The sequence below is a fragment of the Brachybacterium massiliense genome, assembly GCF_900184245.1.
GTDB classification, from domain to species: domain Bacteria; phylum Actinomycetota; class Actinomycetes; order Actinomycetales; family Dermabacteraceae; genus Brachybacterium; species Brachybacterium massiliense.
In genome coordinates this window covers 179,452-195,479 of record NZ_FXXB01000005.1, presented here as the reverse complement: position 1 = coordinate 195,479, position 16,028 = coordinate 179,452, and the positions used below count along the sequence as shown (strand labels likewise).

The 16,028-nt window shown below is 72.0% G+C and carries 12 protein-coding genes and 1 pseudogene; 7 read left to right on the top strand and 6 right to left on the bottom strand.

Annotation, left to right across the window (positions count from 1 at the left end):
* Positions 1–110: 110 nt before the first annotated feature.
* A pseudogene (locus BN4251_RS03850) lies at positions 111–500 on the top strand (response regulator transcription factor); the annotation flags it as partial.
* A gap of 3 nt (positions 501–503) precedes the next feature.
* Here BN4251_RS03850 and BN4251_RS03845 read toward each other — a convergent pair.
* From BN4251_RS03845 to tadA, 4 genes are all read right to left on the bottom strand, one after another.
* Positions 504–1,529, bottom strand: a complete 1,026-nt coding sequence (locus BN4251_RS03845) for an ABC transporter substrate-binding protein (RefSeq protein WP_087483815.1) — start codon at positions 1,527–1,529, stop codon at positions 504–506.
* 67 nt (positions 1,530–1,596) lie between these two features.
* Positions 1,597–2,442, bottom strand: coding sequence for an ABC transporter permease (locus tag BN4251_RS03840; protein WP_087483814.1), 846 nt, complete (start codon positions 2,440–2,442; stop codon positions 1,597–1,599).
* On the bottom strand, positions 2,439–3,227 hold the full coding sequence (locus tag BN4251_RS03835) for an ABC transporter ATP-binding protein (protein WP_087483813.1): 789 nt from the start codon (positions 3,225–3,227) through the stop codon (positions 2,439–2,441). The genes BN4251_RS03840 and BN4251_RS03835 overlap by 4 nt, the downstream gene beginning before the upstream one ends.
* Positions 3,228–3,299: 72 nt before the next feature.
* Complete coding sequence (gene tadA, locus BN4251_RS03830; RefSeq protein ID WP_087483812.1) at positions 3,300–3,767, bottom strand: tRNA adenosine(34) deaminase TadA; 468 nt, start codon at positions 3,765–3,767, stop codon at positions 3,300–3,302.
* A 92-nt stretch (positions 3,768–3,859) separates the two neighbouring features.
* On the opposite strand from tadA, the gene upp reads away from it, so the two are divergent.
* Together upp and BN4251_RS03820 are read left to right on the top strand one after the other, a co-directional pair.
* Positions 3,860–4,498, top strand: a complete 639-nt coding sequence (upp, locus tag BN4251_RS03825; RefSeq protein WP_087483811.1) for a uracil phosphoribosyltransferase — start codon at positions 3,860–3,862, stop codon at positions 4,496–4,498.
* A 405-nt stretch (positions 4,499–4,903) separates the two neighbouring features.
* The gene (locus BN4251_RS03820) at positions 4,904–5,683 is read left to right on the top strand and encodes a winged helix-turn-helix domain-containing protein (RefSeq protein WP_087483810.1); all 780 of its coding nucleotides are present in this window, start codon (positions 4,904–4,906) and stop codon (positions 5,681–5,683) included.
* 808 nt (positions 5,684–6,491) lie between these two features.
* Here the strand turns inward: BN4251_RS03820 and BN4251_RS03815 are convergent.
* Positions 6,492–7,250 carry a protein phosphatase 2C domain-containing protein gene (locus tag BN4251_RS03815; RefSeq protein ID WP_087483809.1) on the bottom strand — a complete coding sequence of 253 codons (759 nt, stop codon included), beginning with the start codon at positions 7,248–7,250 and terminating at the stop codon, positions 6,492–6,494.
* Positions 7,251–7,366: 116 nt separating this feature from the next.
* On the opposite strand from BN4251_RS03815, the gene BN4251_RS03810 reads away from it, so the two are divergent.
* The 4 genes from BN4251_RS03810 to BN4251_RS03795 all read left to right on the top strand — a co-directional run bounded on the left by BN4251_RS03810 (position 7,367) and on the right by BN4251_RS03795 (position 14,615).
* A complete protein-coding gene (locus tag BN4251_RS03810; RefSeq protein WP_087483808.1) occupies positions 7,367–9,133 on the top strand; it encodes a MinD/ParA family ATP-binding protein in 1,767 nt (588 codons plus the stop codon).
* A 29-nt stretch (positions 9,134–9,162) separates the two neighbouring features.
* Positions 9,163–12,195 carry a DEAD/DEAH box helicase gene (locus BN4251_RS03805; RefSeq protein WP_087483807.1) on the top strand — a complete coding sequence of 1,011 codons (3,033 nt, stop codon included), beginning with the start codon at positions 9,163–9,165 and terminating at the stop codon, positions 12,193–12,195.
* A 105-nt stretch (positions 12,196–12,300) separates the two neighbouring features.
* Positions 12,301–13,056, top strand: a complete 756-nt coding sequence (locus tag BN4251_RS03800) for an SWIM zinc finger family protein (RefSeq protein ID WP_087483806.1) — start codon at positions 12,301–12,303, stop codon at positions 13,054–13,056.
* Between the two features lie 5 nt (positions 13,057–13,061).
* Positions 13,062–14,615, top strand: a complete 1,554-nt coding sequence (locus tag BN4251_RS03795) for a serine hydrolase domain-containing protein (RefSeq protein ID WP_087483805.1) — start codon at positions 13,062–13,064, stop codon at positions 14,613–14,615.
* A gap of 52 nt (positions 14,616–14,667) precedes the next feature.
* Here BN4251_RS03795 and BN4251_RS03790 read toward each other — a convergent pair whose 3' ends face one another.
* The gene (locus BN4251_RS03790; RefSeq protein WP_087483804.1) at positions 14,668–16,005 is read right to left on the bottom strand and encodes a serine/threonine-protein kinase; all 1,338 of its coding nucleotides are present in this window, start codon (positions 16,003–16,005) and stop codon (positions 14,668–14,670) included.
* Between the last annotated feature and the right edge of the window lie 23 nt (positions 16,006–16,028).

The window sequence follows — 16,028 nt, the reverse complement described above, 5'->3', positions numbered from 1 at the left end:
TCACAGACCTGCAGGTCCGTGTGTGCACGGGGTCACGTCGCAGCGCATCGGCGCGCTCTCGCGCTCCCATGCTGACATTCGTCACGGGTGGGGCGTGAGGACTGCACCTCTCCCCCGCCACCCGCTGCCTGATCCTCACCTCGCATGCCCGCCCCGGCTACCTCAAGCGGGCCCTCGCTCAGGGCGTGCTGGGCTTCCTGCCCAAGACCACCTCCGCCGATCAGCTGGCCCGCGCGGTGCGGGCGGTGGCGGCCGGGCGTCGCGTGATCGATCCCGAGCTCGCGGCGGAGACCATCTCCTCAGGGGACTCCCCGCTCACGCCGAGGGAAGCGGACGTGCTCGAGTTCGCCGCCGACGGCGCCCCGATCGAGCAGATCGCGCGCCGTGCCCATCTCGCCGAGGGCACGGTGCGCAACTACCTCTCGAGCGCACAGGCGAAGCTGCAGGCCGCGAACCGGCACGAGGCCGTCGCGATCGCGCGCCGCCAGGGCTGGATCTGAGGCTCAGGCGCCGGCGCCCTCCGCGAAGCTCGAGTCGACGATCCCAGCCACGTCGAGCGGGTCGGTGTACGTGATCTGCTCCGCCGCGATCCACGCCTCCTGCATCGCCTCGAGCTGATCAGGCTGCGGGGCGAGGTCCGGCAGGTAGCTGTACATCGGCGAGGCCTTGAGCACGTCGATCTCCTGGCCCAGCGTGTCGGCGAGGATCTGGTAGACCTCGTCGGTCTGGACGCCGTCCGTGGCGAGCTCCTGGGCGCCGCGGGTCAGCGCGGTGAAGAAGGACTGCGCGAGCTCGGAGCCCAGGAACTTCTCGGAGTAGATGACGCCGGTGCCGGTGGTGCCCTCCGCGGGGACCGCGATCGGCGAGGCGACGCCCGCCTCCTCCATCGCGCTGGAGAACGGGGCCGACGGGGTGGCCGCATCGATCGAGCCGTTGGTCAGCGCCGGCTCCTGGTCGGGGGTGGAGAGGTTGGAGATCTCGACGTCGGCGAGGGTCAGCCCGCCCTCCTCGAGCATCGCCGCGAGCAGGTAGCCGCCGGTCGCACCGGGGCCGCCGGCCACGCCGATGGTGCGGCCCTTGAGGTCCGCGACCGAGGTGACCGAGCCGTCGTCGACGAGGTCCTGGCGCACCTCGAGGGCAGTGGGCGAGTTCTCGGGGTCGCCTGGGGAGATGCCCATGGAGCCGACGACCTTGAAGGCCAGGCCCTGCTCGAGCGCGTTGAACATGCCGGCGCTGAAGCCGGCGATCATCACGTCGAGCTGGTCGTTGGACAGCATCGGGATGCCGTCCTGACCGGACTTCAGCGGAGTGAGCTCGATCGTGATGCCCTCCTCCTCGAAGAAGCCCATCGAGTCCGCCACGTACAGCGGCGAGAACAGCGCGGAGGGCAGGTGGCCCACACGCACAGTGCCCGAGCCGGCGTCACCGCCGGAGCCGGAATCCTCGCCGGTCACGGCGGAGCCGCAGGCGGCGAGGGCGCCGCCCAGGGCGGTCGCGGAGGCGAGGGAGAGAAGGGTACGACGACGCATGACATGCTCCTATGCAGGGGTCTTGAGGCGGAGGTCCGGGTGGACGGGTCTCGGATGAGGTCGGGGGTCAGCGCTCTCGGCGCCAGGGCAGCAGCAGCTTCTCCGAGCGGCTCAACAGTGTGGTGACGGTGGCGCCGATGATGCCGATGACCACCAGGCCCACGTAGAGCTTCTCGGGGATGAACAGCTGCCAGGAGTTCCAGATCAGGTAGCCCAGGCCCGTCGTGGTCGCGCCGGTGAACTCGACGGCGGTCACCACCACCACGGCGGTGCCGGTGGCGGTCTTCAGGCCCGAGAACACGAAGGGCATCGCACCGGGCAGCACCACGAAGCGGAAGCGGTCGAAGCCGCGGGCGCCGTACGCGGCACCGGCCTCGAGCAGCTTGCGGTCGATCGCCCACACGCCGGAAACGGTGTTGATCTGCATGATGAAGAAGGTGGTGATGAAGACCGCGATGACCTTGGGCACCTCGGTGGGGCCGAAGATCATCAGCAGGATCGGGAAGATCGCGATCTTGGGCAGCGGGTAGAGCGCCGAGAACAGCGGGCCGAGCGCCGCGTTCAGCGCGCGGGAGGAACCCATCAGCAGTCCCACGACGATGCCGGCGAGCGCGCCGAGCCCTCCGCCCACGAACAGGCGCATCAGCGTGGGCGCGGTGTGCTCCCACAGCTCACCGTCGAGGATCATCTCGTAGGCGGCGGTGACGATCTGGGTGGGCGGTGGGAAGAAGCGCGGGTCGATGATCTCGACCCGGGCGGTCACCTCCCACAGGAGCAGCAGCAGGATCGGGGTGGAGATCGACAGCACCAGGTCGCGGGTGGCCAGCGAGCGCTCCTTGGCACGCTGCGCGCGGGCGGCGACGAGGGTGCGCTGCTCACGATCGTCCTGCAGGGAGGAGCCGGTGGTGCTCATGCGTTCTCCTCGGCGGTGAGTGCGTCCTCGCGCAGCAGGTGCCAGATGCGCGAGCGAAGCTCGGTGAACTCGGGGGTGCGCTCGATGTCGAAGGAGCGGGGGCGCGCGAAGGGGACGGTGATGTCCTCGCGCAGGGTGCCGGGGCGGCCGGACATCACGATCACGCGGTCGGAGAGGATGAGCGCCTCGTCGATGTCGTGGGTGACCATCAGGACGGTCTTGCGCTCGGCCTCCCACAGAGCGGTGAGCTCCTCCTGCATGAGCATGCGGGTCTGGGCGTCGAGCGCGCCGAGCGGCTCGTCCATCAGCAGCAGCGGGGAGCCGGTGGCGAAGGCGCGGGCGATCGCGACGCGCTGGCGCATGCCGCCGGAGAGCTGGTGGGGGTAGGCGTCGGCGAAGTCCCCGAGCCGCACCCGCTCGATCCAGTCACGGGCGATGCGGGTGCGCTCGGCCCTGCCCACGCCGCTCATGCGCAGTCCGAAGGCGATGTTGTCCAGCACCGTCATCCAGGGGAAGACGCCGTGCTCCTGGAACACGAAGGCGGCGGGGATCCGCTGGCCCTCGTCGGGGATGGTCACGGTGCCCACGGTGCGCTCCTCGAGCCCGCCGAGGATCCGCAGGAAGGTGGACTTGCCGCAGCCGGAGGGGCCGACGATGCAGGTGAAGGACCCGGGCTCGAGGGTCAGCGAGAAGTTCTCGAGGGCCCATACCGGGTCGCGCCCGGAGAAGAAGACCTTCGAGACGTCCTCGGCGACGACGGCCGACTGTGCGCCTGCGATGCTCATCCAGCCACTGTATCGAGTACGTTCGAATGGTGAGACGGAACGCCCGCCTTTCGGACAGGACGGTCAGGGCACTCAGGGGCGGCGGGCCCGCCGGGCACGGAAGAACTCCCGCAGCAGGTCCCCGCACTCCTGCGCGCGCACGCCCGTGGTGAGCTCGACGCGGTGGTTCAGGCGGGGTTCGCGCACCAGGTCGTAGAGGGAGCCGGCGGCACCGGCCTTGGGATCCATCGCGCCGACGACGACGCGCTGCGTGCGCGCCAGCACGATAGCGCCCGCACACATGGTGCACGGCTCGAGGGTCACCACCAGCGTGCAGCCGGTGAGGTTCCAGCGCCCGGTGACCTGCGCGGCGCGGCGCAGGGCAAGGATCTCGGCGTGGGCGGTGGGGTCCTCGTCGGCCTCGCGCCGGTTCCCGGCGGAGGCGAGCACGGCGCCGTCGGGGCCGACGACGACCGCGCCGATCGGGACGTCGGCCGGCTCCCGGGCGGCGGCCGCCCGCGCCTCGTCGATCGCCAGTCCCATCAGCTCGTCATCGGTCATGGAGACATTCTCGCCTCTGACGAGGTGCGCCTCACTCCAGCCCGACCTCCGGATCGCACGTGCACGCCGCGGCACTCCGGTAGATTCGACGCATGCGCGTTCTCCAGATCGACCACCCGCTCGTCGCCCACAAGCTGTCGGTGCTGCGCAATCGTGCCACCCACTCCTCGGTGTTCCGTCAGCTCGCCGATGAGCTGGTGACGCTGCTGGCCTACGAGGCGACCCGCAACGTCGCCGTCGCACCCGTGGAGATCGAGACCCCGGTGACCACGATGACCGGCACCCGCCTGACCAACCCCAAGCCGATGGTGGTGCCGATCCTGCGCGCGGGCCTCGGCATGCTCGACGGCCTCACCCGCCTGCTGCCCACCGCCGAGGTGGGCTTCCTGGGCATGGTGCGCAACGACGAGACCCTCGAGGTCACCACCTACGCGAACCGCCTGCCCGATGACCTCACCGGCCGCCAGTGCTTCGTGCTGGACCCGATGCTGGCCACCGGCCACACCCTGATCGCGTCCTGCGAGTACCTCCACGAGCGCGGCGCCCGCGACATCACCTGCGTGACGCTGCTGGCCGCCCCCGAGGGCCTCAAGGCGATGGAGGAGCGGATCGACCCCTCGATCGATCTGACCATCGTCACCGCCGCGATCGACGAGAAGCTCGACGAGAACGGCTACATCGTGCCGGGCCTCGGCGATGCGGGCGACCGTCTCTTCGGGGTCGTCGACTGAGCGACTGATCAGCGGACTCACTGAACTCGACGCCGGCCCCGGAGCATCTCCGGGGCCGGCGTCGTTTCACAGTGTGAACACCCCCTTGCACCGGATGGCGAGGGGGTGCACTATCGATCCATGACCACGAACGCCGCGCTCCGCGAGACCACCCGCCGGGTGGTCTCCCGCGCCATGCGTTCGATGATGTTCATGATGATGATGCCGATGATGCATCGTCAGCCGAGCCTCTGAGCGCTCACGACACCTCCGAGGTCGGCTGACAGGAGCCGGCCGGAAGGCGCGGGCTCCAGGTGCTACCGGGAGCACACCCCTCACCGATCCGCCTGACGGCGTCGATCTCCCAGGGATCCCGGGTCCACCACCCGCCGCGCCTCACGCGCCGCACCTCGGAGAACTCGCATCATGACCATCGCCCTGGATCGCCCCACCACCTACTCCGCCGCCCGCACCGGCTCTGCCCGCGCGCTCTACCGCGTGGGCGGCACCGCCCCTCGTGGCACCGCCCCGCGCCAACAGGTCGCCGAGGACACCGTGACCATCACCGTGTCCGTCACCCTCCCCGCCGGCACCGGCGACGTCGAGGCCGCACTGGTCGCCGACGAGCTGCGCACCCACGCCCAGCGTCAGGTCGCCTCGCGCAACGGCCGCACCACGGTCGCGGTCAACAGCCCCAACACCTTCGCCGCCGCGCGCCGCTCGGCAGCCCGTCCGCTGCCCCCGCGGGCACAGGCCGTCGCCCCGGTGAGCCCGCTGCGTCCGCGCCGCACCGGCGTGGTCTCGCCCAACGCCCCCGCCCGCCGGGACGCCGAGCTCGCCCGCCGTCGCACCCTGCAGGCCACTGCGGTGAGCCCCTCCAGCCCGTCGTCCGCTCCGTCGGACAGCCTGGTGATCGACCTGTTCGGTCGCCGTGTGCGGATCGACGGACAGGACGTGGACTTCACCTACAAGGAGTTCGAGCTGCTCGCCGAGCTCGCGAAGAACGCGCGCCGCACCATCGGGCGCACCGAGCTCATGGAGACGGTGTGGGCCGAGTCGCCCGAGGACACCGGTGAGCGCACGGTGGACGTGCACGTGCGCCGCGTGCGCACCAAGCTGGGCCGCTACCGCCGCCTGATCTCGACCGTGCGCGGCGCTGGCTACCGCCTGGACCCGGGCAGCGACGTCGTCATCCTCGGCTGCTGAGCAGCGTCCGTCGGCGGTCGTCGCGCGGTGTCGGATGCCCGGTGCTCCGTCGACCCGTCGTCCCGCCGCTCCATCGCACAGCCCGCTGACGAGCAGCCCCCACGAACAGCCCACTGACGAACCACTTCTGCCCTGAAAGTGGATCGCCAGCGGGCTGTTCTCGGGCGGGGCGAACCGTTGCGGCTCAGCGGGCTGTTCGCGGGCGGAGCGGCGCCGACGTCCGGAGCTGCGGCAGCGGGCTGAGCTGCGCGCGGGTGGGGCGGAATGCGACGAGCGGCCCGGAGCGCTCAACCGACAGTGTCGGGGGCTCACGGACCGCTCGTCAGAGCCTGTCGTCCGTCAGGGGTGGGTGCGGGCGAACAGGCGGACGGGCGCCATAGGTGGGGGAACCTGGCATGTTGCCCGTCTGGCCGCTCCCCATGAGGGGGGTCTTGAGGAACGGCACATCTGTAAAGTTTTCAACGTCTTACGACTCTTCGAACAATACCAGTCGAAACTGGCTGACGCACCACCACGGAATGTCGGGCGGGACACTCTTTCGGAGTATGCGTCCTGAGGTCGAGCATAGGCCTTCCGCGCCGGTCTGTAAACGCAGCACGACTGAGCGTTACTGCAGGTGGCATGCAGGTTCTACTCAGGTTTGCCGAAGGTTTGCGTGGTCCTGAACATCGGCTGGCGACGTCGGCGGGCCGGCCGCCGCAGGAACCCGCGCAGGAGCCGCCGCGCGAGCCGACTGCACACCGCACGCGCGCCGCCTGCGCGGCACAGCAGACCATCGCTGCCGGCCCGTTCAGGCGTGCCGTCCTGCTCAGGCGAGATCGCCGAGGTGGACGGTGAGCACGGTGGCGTCGTCGTGGAGTTTGCGGGGTCGCTGACCGATCGGCAGGCCGCGCTCGGCCTCGCGAAGGGCGCGCACCAGTTCGGCCGGGTCCTCTCCCGCGGCACGGGCGAGCGAGGCATCGTCATGCAGGCCCAGCAGGTCCACGGCTCGCGTGATCCCATCCGAGACGAGGTGGGCGCCGCTGAGCTGGGACAACGGGGTGCGGCCCACGAGCGCCTGCGCCGCGGCCTCGGGCTCGTGACGCGCCACCCAGAAGCCCCCGGGCGCGTTGCGGTGGGACTCGATCACCTCCGCGGAGGTCTCGGCGCGGACCACGTCCTCCACGCGGGCATCGCTGATCCGCGAGACCGTGCCGTCGATCCCGCACAGCAGCAGGGAGGAGTCGCACAGCACCAGGTGCTCGAGATGATCGTGCGTGCGGCGCACCGCGACCACCGTCGCGGAGGGTCCGCCGGCTGCGAGGTCGCACTCCCCCGCATGCAGGGCGCTGACCTCGGTGATCGCCGCGGCGAGCGCGTCGCGCAGGCCGACGGCAGGGTCCTGGGCGCGGCCCAGCAGATGCGCGGCCAGGGTGTGGGAGTACCAGGCGACGCTGTGGTGGCAGCCGGCGCGGAAGCGCTGCGGCACCCCGGCCCCGTCGAGCACCACCGCGACCTCGCCGAGCACTCCGGCGGCGTCCTCGTCGGCATCGGGAACGGCGGGGGCGGTGAACGTGGTGGTGTGCACGCCGCCACTGTAGGCGGGCTTCGACCCTGGCCGGGTCGCTCACGGCCGTAGAGTGGACCCGGACCATGCCGCCCGTCCCCGGACGCGGCGGCGCTCAGGACGCGGAAGGAACCCAGATGATCGCGCAGGCGCGGATCACCTCCGACACGACTGCCACCGTGCATCTCGCCGAGGAGACCATCGAGGTCTCCGGTGCGGATCTGCCGGCGATCCGGGACCGGGTGAAGCAAAGCTTCATCGCCGCCGCGAAGAGCGCCGGGCACGACGTCGACGTGGTGATCGTCGAGCCGCACGTCCAGCATCACCTGCGGGTGGAGCCGAGCGGCCGGATCACCGGTCGCGAGGAGGATGACCGCCCCCTGTACGGCCCCTCGATCGACGAGCCGCTGATCGCACCGCCCAGCGACGACACCGTCGACCTCAGCGGCATCGATCGGCGCGCGCTGCGCGGCCCAGCCACCGGCGAGCACGCCGCGATCGGCTCGGCCGCCACCGGTGAGCACGCCGCGATCGGTTCTCCCGCGACCGGCGAGCTGCCGACGGTGCGCGCGCACGGCGCCCGCCGCCGACGTGTCGCGGAGGCTCCTGCCGGAGCGCCGACGCCCTCCGCCAGCCCCGCGACCTCGAGCGCCTCCACCGGATCCATCGCCCCGACGACCCGAACCGCCGCGGGCTCCGGCGCGTCCGCGGCCTCGGCTTCGTCGGCGACGTCCGCGACCTCCGCCCCGTCGGCCTCGTCGGCCGCATCCGCACCGTCCGCTCCGTCGGCTCCGTCGGCTCCGTCGGCGAAGTCCACCCCGTCGGCGCAGTCCGCCACCTCCGCCCCGTCAGCGTCGTCCGCGCCGTCGGCTCCGTCGGCGGCCTCGCCCGCCGTGGCCCCCGACGCGCGCGAGACGCCCGTGCGCAAGCGCCCGCTGCCGGCACGAACGGTGCCCGAGAGCGATCCCTCCCGTCCCACGCTCCAGGATCTGCAGTCCTCCACCAGGCGTCCGGAGAAGGTGAAGGCCACCCTCGGTTTCCCGGGCTTCATCACCCGGGTCACCGGCGGCGTGATCTCCCCGCGCCCGAACCGTCGTGAGCGGCGCGAGACGGAGCGACTGGAGCGGATCCGTCGGCCGCTCGAGGGTCCGCGCAACATCGCGGTGGTGAACCTCAAGGGCGGCGCCCACAAGACCACCGCCTCGCTGATGATCGCCGCGACTCTGGGCGTGACCCGCGGCGGCAATGTGCTGGCCTGGGACAACAACGAGACCCGCGGCACGCTGGGCTGGCGCGGCATCCCCACCGACCACCACCGCACCGCGGTGGACCTGCTGCACGACATCGAGACGTTGCGCGCCCCGCGCGCGAGCAGCGCGGATCTGGACCCGTACGTGCGCCCCCAGGGCGAGATGCGCTTCGACATCCTCGCCTCGGACGAGGACCCGGGCTCGGCTGCCTCGATCGATGATGCGGCCTTCGCCGATCTCAACGACGCGCTCTCGCGCTTCTACCGGATCAAGGTCATCGACACCGGCAACAACGTGCGCGCCTCGAACTGGCTCGCCGCCGTGGAGAGCGCCGATCAGCTGGTGATCATCTCGACCGTGCGCGAGGACACCTTCAACGCCGCCGCCTGGATGATCGACGAGCTGCGGGCCACGGGCCTGGCCGAGCAGGTCGATCATGCGGTGACGATCCTGTCCCATTCCTCCAAGGGGAAGTTCGACTCGACCCTGCGCGGCCGTCTGCTGGCCCACTTCGGGGCGCACACCCGCGCGGTCACCGAGGTGCCCTACGAGGAGCACTTCGTGGACGGCAGCCATCTGGACTGGTCACGGGTGTCCCCGAAGACCAAGGAGGCCTGGCTCGACGCGACCGCTCTGATCATCGACGGTCTCTGAGCGTCGCAGCCCTCTTCTAGTCTGGGACCATGCCGCTGCGTCGTCTCCACCTCGTCGTCGATGACGACCTGGGCCCGGCGCTGTGGGCGCGCGAGCAGACGGGTCCCGGCCGTTCTCGAGCGCTCGAGAGCCTCACCACCCTGCGAGGCGAGGCCCCGGGCCTCCTCGGCACGGCGCTCGAGGATGCTCCGGACCTGCTGCGTCACCGGGTGCGGATCCCGGGCCGCGACGGGGACCGCAGGGTGCCCGCGCTGCCGCTCGAGGGTGCGGCGCTGACCTCCTTCGTGGGCGCGGTCGGTGAGCTGCTCGCCGAGCGCTTCGGGGAGGAGCTGCACGAGCATCTGGCGTCCCTGCTCGCCGACGGCGCCGCTGCGCGGCTGAGCGACGAGCTGATCGCGATGCCCGATCTGGTGGTCGCGGTGGTGCTGGACCTGCGGGCCCGCTCCCTGGTGGAGGAGCGTCACCTGCGCGCCCGCGCCGTGGAGCGGTACGGCCGCCCCGTCATGCAGTGGCGCGCCCCGGCGCAGGACTCCCCGCCGCTGCTGCACGCGCTCGTGGACGGTCACGCCCGGCAGGCCTTCGCCGCCCACCTGCGCACCATCCCGGCCCCGGCCGAGGACCGTCACGGAGTGCTGTGGGCCCTGGCCGACGAGGGCGAGCTGCGCGCCGACCTGCCCACCCAGCGCCGCATCACCGCGGCGATGGACGCCTTCGTGGACTCCGGCCGCCCCGGCGTGAAGCTCAGCTCCGGGGACAGCGAGCTGGTGGTGCGTCTGTTCGAACCGCCGCTGGGCACGGCCTGGCCGCTGCAGACCTGCCTGCGCGAGCCCGATGGGACCGTGCATCCGGTCGCGGATCTGCGGGCCGTGGGGGATCTCACCACGGCCGGCGCGGCCGAGGCCTCCGCCGCGGTGATGCGCCTGGCGCCCACGGTGCGCGGCGCGGCGGTGGACGAGACCGGGGTGGACTGGCTGCTGACCACGGCGGAGGCCTCCGAGTTCCTCTCCCGCGACACCCCCTCGCTCGAGGAGGCCGGGGTGACGGTGCTGCTGCCGCGCGAGTGGACGAAGCAGAAGACGACCCTGCGCCCCCAGGAGGTCGACGAGGAGCCCGGCGAGCGCAAGGGCTCCGGCGTGGGCCTGGGGGCGATGGTCTCCTTCCGCTGGCGGGTCGCGGTGGGCGAGACCGAGCTGACCGAGGAGGAGATGGAGGAGATCCGCGCGGCGCAGTCCGAACTGGTGCAGCTGCGCGGGCAGTGGGTGCGCCTGGATGCCTCCACGCTGCGCGCCGCCGAACGGTTCCTGGACGCCTTCGGGGCCCGCACCCGCGCCGAGCGCACCGGAACCGCTCCCCCGCGCCCGGCCCGCACCGCACCGCCCGCCGAGCAGCCGCCGCCCGTGCCGGAGCCGGCGGAGGTGGCGGGGCGCGCGCCGTGGATGGAGATGTTCTCCCTGATCCTCTCGCCGGAGGCGGCCGACGTCGATTTCGGGCTCGCCGCCCTGATCGCGGGAGGCAGCAACGGCCTGGCACGACTGCTGCCCGGCGCGCAGGGCCCGCAGCCCTATCCGCAGCCGCGCTCGCTGCAGGCCACGCTGCGGCCCTATCAACTCGAGGGCGTGGACTGGATGTGGGCGCTGCACCGGCAGGGCCTCGGCGGGATCCTCGCCGACGACATGGGGCTGGGCAAGACCATGCAGGTGCTCGCGCTGCTGTGCCGGGAGCGTGAGGGCGTGTACGGGCAGGAGGCGCCGGAGACCATCGGCCCCACCCTGCTGGTGTGCCCGATGTCGGTGGTGGGGGCCTGGCAGCGCGAGGCGGCGAAGTTCGCGCCCGATCTGCGGGTGCACGTCCACCACGGCGGGGACCGGCTGCGGGGCGAGTCCTTCGTGGCCGGCACGCAGGATGCGGACCTGGTGATCACCACCTATTCGCTGCTGGCCCGGGATCTGCCGGTGCTCTCGGCCGTGCCCTGGCACCGCCTGGTGCTCGATGAGGCGCAGCACGTCAAGACGCCCGGCACCCAGGTCACGCGCGCGGCCCGAGCATTGCAGGCCCCGCACCGCCTGGCGCTGACCGGCACCCCGGTCGAGAACCGCCTGGCGGATCTGCACGCCCTGATGGAGGTGGTGAACCCGGGGCTGCTGGGCAGCGCCGCGAGCTTCCAAGAACGGGTGGCGACCCCGATCGAGGAGGAGGGCGACGGCGGCGCGATCAGCCGGCTGCGGCTGATCACCGCGCCGTTCATCCAGCGACGCCTGAAGACGGACCGCTCGATCATCAAGGATCTGCCGGAGAAGATCGAGCTGACCCGCGTGGTGAACCTGACCCCCGAGCAGGCCGGCCTCTACGAGGCGATCGTGCAGGACCTGATGGTGCAGATCGACGGGGCGGAGAAGAAGACCCGCCGCACCCTGGTGGTCTCCGCGATCACCCGGCTGAAGCAGGTGTGCAACCACCCCGCCCACTACCTCGGCGACGGCTCGCCCCTGGTGCGCGACGGCGAGCACCGCTCGGGCAAGCTCGAGATGGTCGATGACCTGCTGGGCGCCGCCTTCGAGAAGGGGCAGAAGGCTCTGCTGTTCACCCAGTTCACGACCTTCGGGCAGCTGCTGGTGCCCTACTGGCAGGAGCGCTTCGCGGATCTCGGGGTGACCTCCGTGCCGTTCCTGCACGGCGGGGTCTCCAAACGGGACCGGGACCAGATGGTCGCCGAGTTCCAGGAGGACCGCGACCGGCCGGGCCTGATGCTGCTGAGCCTGCGCGCGGGCGGCACCGGGCTCACCCTCACCGCCGCCAATCACGTGGTCCATCTCGATCGCTGGTGGAACCCGGCGGTGGAGAACCAGGCCACCGACCGTGCCTTCCGCATCGGTCAGCGCCGCGACGTCTCGGTGAACAAGCTGGTCAGCGCAGGCACAGTGGAGGAGAAGATCGACACCGTGCTGGACGACAAGCAGGCCCTCGCGGATCTCACCGTCGGCCCCGGCGAGGACTGGCTGGCCTCCCTCGACGACGACCGCCTGCTGTCGCTGCTCTCCCTGGATGAGGAGGACGGGCTGTGAGTCTAGAGCTGGTCGACGAACTGCGAGGCACGAGCGGGAGGAGATGAGCTGATGGGAATCGAGCTGGTCGACGAACTGCGAGGAACGAGCGGGAGGAGATAGCTGATGAGCATTGAGCTGATCTCCCGTCGCGGCCCGATCGGGAAGGGCTGGCACGCGGTCGCTCTGCGGGACGGGGCGGAGCGGCTGCTGGGCGCCTCCCGGGTGGGTCGCGGGAAGTCGGACGCCCGCGCCGGGAAGGTGCAGTGGCTGGATGTCGAGGCGGGCCTGGCCCGCGGTGACGTGCTGGATGCCGACGGCGAGCTGTACCAGGCCCGGCTCGAGCTGCCCGCCTTCCGGGAGGGGGATCGTGAGGCGTTCCTGCAGGTCGCGCGGGCCCGCCCGGAGCTGCCGGCGCGGATGGCCGGCGGCACGTACCCGCAGGAGATCGAGGCGGAGCTCGCACGCTCGGAGGTCTCGCTGCTGCCGCGGGACGCCACCGAGCTCTCCCACGACTGCTCCTGCCTGGACTGGCCCGGACCCTGCCGTCACGTGGCGGCGCTGCTGTACGTGCTGGTCGAGGCAGTGGACGAGCAGCCGGTGCTGCTGCTGACTCTGCGCGGCCTCGCTCTCGAGGACCTGGTGTCCCCGCGCGAGCCCGCGACGCCGCCCGCAGGCTCGGGGGCCGACGGGCCCGGGGGCGCCGACAGGGCTGACGGAGCCGACAGCGCCGAGGGAGCCGGTGACGGGGAGTCCCTACCGCCCGCCGCGGCGCGCGGTGCCTGGGACCCCGCGCACACCGATCCCGCGAAGCTCGCCGAGGTGCTCGGCGAGGACGTCGCGGCGGTCATCCACCGCTTCTACTCGCACCCTCTACAGTGACCCTCATGCCTGAGACCAGTCCTTCCTCCCCCGTCCTGCCCGATGCCGTGCACTCCGCCGTCGCAGCCCTGTTCGACTCCGCCGTCGACGAGCACAAGACCTCCGGGGTGACCTGGGCGATCATCGGCGGCCATGATCACGAGCAGGCGATCCTCGCCCACGGCGCGGCCGGGCACCGGAAGCTCGACGGCGGCGCACCCCCGGCGAGCGGCGCGCCGATGGACCGGGCGACCATCTCCCGCATCGCCTCGATGACCAAGTCCTTCACCGCCGCGACGCTGCTCGCCCTGCGGGACGAGGGCCGGGTGCGCCTGGAGGAGCCCGTCTCGACCTACGTGCCCGAGGCCGCGGGTGCCTTCGATCTCGGGGCCGATGAGCGCGAGCCCACTCTGCGCGAGCTGCTCACCATGAGCGCGGGCCTGGTGACGGACAATCCCTGGGGCGACCGTCAGGAGACCATGACCCGCGAGGAGTTCGCCGCGACGCTGCGCGAGGGTCTCGGCCATGTGCACCGGGTGGGCACCGGCTTCGAGTACTCCAACACCGGCTACGCTCTGATCGGCCGCGTGATCGACGAGGTCACCGGCTCCGACTACGCCGCCGAGATCCGCCGCCGCTTCCTCGAGCCGCTGGGGCTGGGCAGCACCGGCTGGTCCGCCGAGGAGATCGACACCGCCTACCTCGCGACCGGGCACCGCCTGGCCGATCGCAGCGACGCCACCCGTTTCGAACCGGTGCCGCTGGACTCCCCCGGGGTGTACGGCGCGATGGCCGGACTGTTCTCCACCGTCGACGATGTCGCCGCCTGGGTGCGCTTCCTCGCCGCGGCGGATGCGCCCGACGCCGCTGAGCGCGAGGCCGGCCCGCTGGCCATCGCGTCCCGTCGCGAGATGCAGCAGCTCTACCGCCACCAGGCCCTCGCGCCCCTGCCGGTGGATCTCGATGACCCCGCGCGCACCTCCCCCGGTTTCGACCGGGTGCGCGGCTACGGCTTCGGCCTGGTGATCGAGCATTTCCCCGATCTCGGCCAGGTCATCTCCCACTCGGGCGGCTACCCCGGATACGGATCGTTCATGGTGTGGCACCGCGACTCCGGGGTGGGCGTGGTGGCGCTGGCGAACTCGAAGTACGCCCCGGCCACCCCGCTGTCGATGCAGACACTGCGCCTGCTCCAACGCGAGGTCCCCGCCCTGCTGGCGCGCCGGCCGAAGCAGGCCGCACCCCGCACCCTCGAGGCGGCGCAGGCGGCGCTGGACTGGCTGCGCACGGAGGATCCCGCGATCGCCGACGCGTGGTTCGCGGACAACATGGACCTCGATGTGCCGCGCGCGGAGCGCCGTCGGCGCCTGGCCTCCGCCCTGGAGCGCGCGGGACTGGACAGGGGCGCGCTCGAGACTCTTCGGGTCCAGGACGCGCAGGTGCTCAGCCGTGCCCAGCTGCGCTGGACGCTGCCGGGACGGGGCGAGGGCGCGGCCTCGCTGCGGATCGATCTGCTGATGGATCCGCGGCGGCGCGCCCTGCTGCAGGCGCTCGAGACCACCGCGGTCGCCCCCCGCTGAGGCGGGCGGCCGGACCGCGCAGCCAGCGGACGGGGCCGATCGACGGGCTGGCTCAGACGGCGCCGGGTCCTGCGGGCACAGCGTCGCTCGCGGGCATCGCCGGCTCGGTGAGCGCCGCAGGCTGGTGCTCGAGCACCAGGCTGTGCGTGGTCGGCGCGCTCGCGGGCGGGACGCTCGCGGCCGACGCCGACGCGCCGCTGCCGTCACCGAAGATCATCAGCAGCACGGCCGCCGTGATCGCGCCGAGCACCACCGCGGCGACCACCCCGAGCCCCACCGCGATCAGCGTGCTGCGGTGTCCCGCGCCGCTGCCGCCGGTGGGACCCGTCGAGGTCTGCGTGGCGGTGGCGGGATGCGGGGAGAACTGCGGCCCGGAGTGCACGGGACCGCCGGGCGGGGTCTGGCGGGCCCACTGCGGTCCCGTCTGCGGAGAGGGGGAGCCGGAGCTGAAGCCCTGCTGCACCTGCCCGGCCCGGATCGCCTCGAGCGAGGAGGGCGCGACCTGGGGCGCGGGACGCTCGGGACGGGCGGCGCCGGGAGCGTTCTCGGGCAGCGGCTCGAGAGTGTCGTGGAACTCGAGCGGCGCGCCGTCGGCGTGGGTGAGGGGGTAGCCCTGCGGCACGCGCGGCAGGTCCCGTCGCACCGCGGCGGCGTCCTGGTAGCGGTCCTCCGGCTGGGCGGCGACCAGCCGGCGGATCACCGCGGAGAGCTTCGGGGTGACACCGCGCAGGTACTGGCTGAGCTCGTCGGGGCGGAAGGCGCCGTCATGGAGCTTGATCGGCCCGTTGAGCGCCACCAGGGCCACCACCCCGGCCGCGTAGAGGTCGTGGGAGGGGGCGGGCTCGGCCATCGAGAACAGCTCGGGGGCCATGTAGCCGGGGGTGCCGTTGACCATGCCGACGTGGGTGAAGCGCACATCGGACTCGTGGACTGCGATGCCGAAGTCCGCGAGGCGGGAGGCGGGATGGGCGCCGCCGCGCGGCTCGAACATGATGTTCGCGGGCTTCACGTCGCGGTGGATCCAGCCCTCGGCGTGCACATGGGCGAGACCGTCCAGCAGCTGGTCGAGGATGACCACCACGGCGGGCTCGGCGAGCTTTCCGCGCTTGCGCACCACGGATTCGAGGGTGCCGCCCGAGACCAGCGGCATCGCGATCACCACGTGCTCGTCCTCGGCGCCCCAGCCGTAGGGGGTCAGCAGATGCGGGTGGTCGAAGCTGACGCCCTTCTCGCGCACGAAGCGCATGAGGTCGGCGGAGTCGCGCTGGCGCAGCACCTTCGCGGCGCACAGCTCCTGGGCCTTGGAGTCCCAGGCACGCCAGACGGACCCGGAACCGCCCTTGGCGATCAGGTCGATGAGCGCGAAGCGCCCGACTATAACGTCAGCCATGATTTTCCCAGCATAACCGCAGG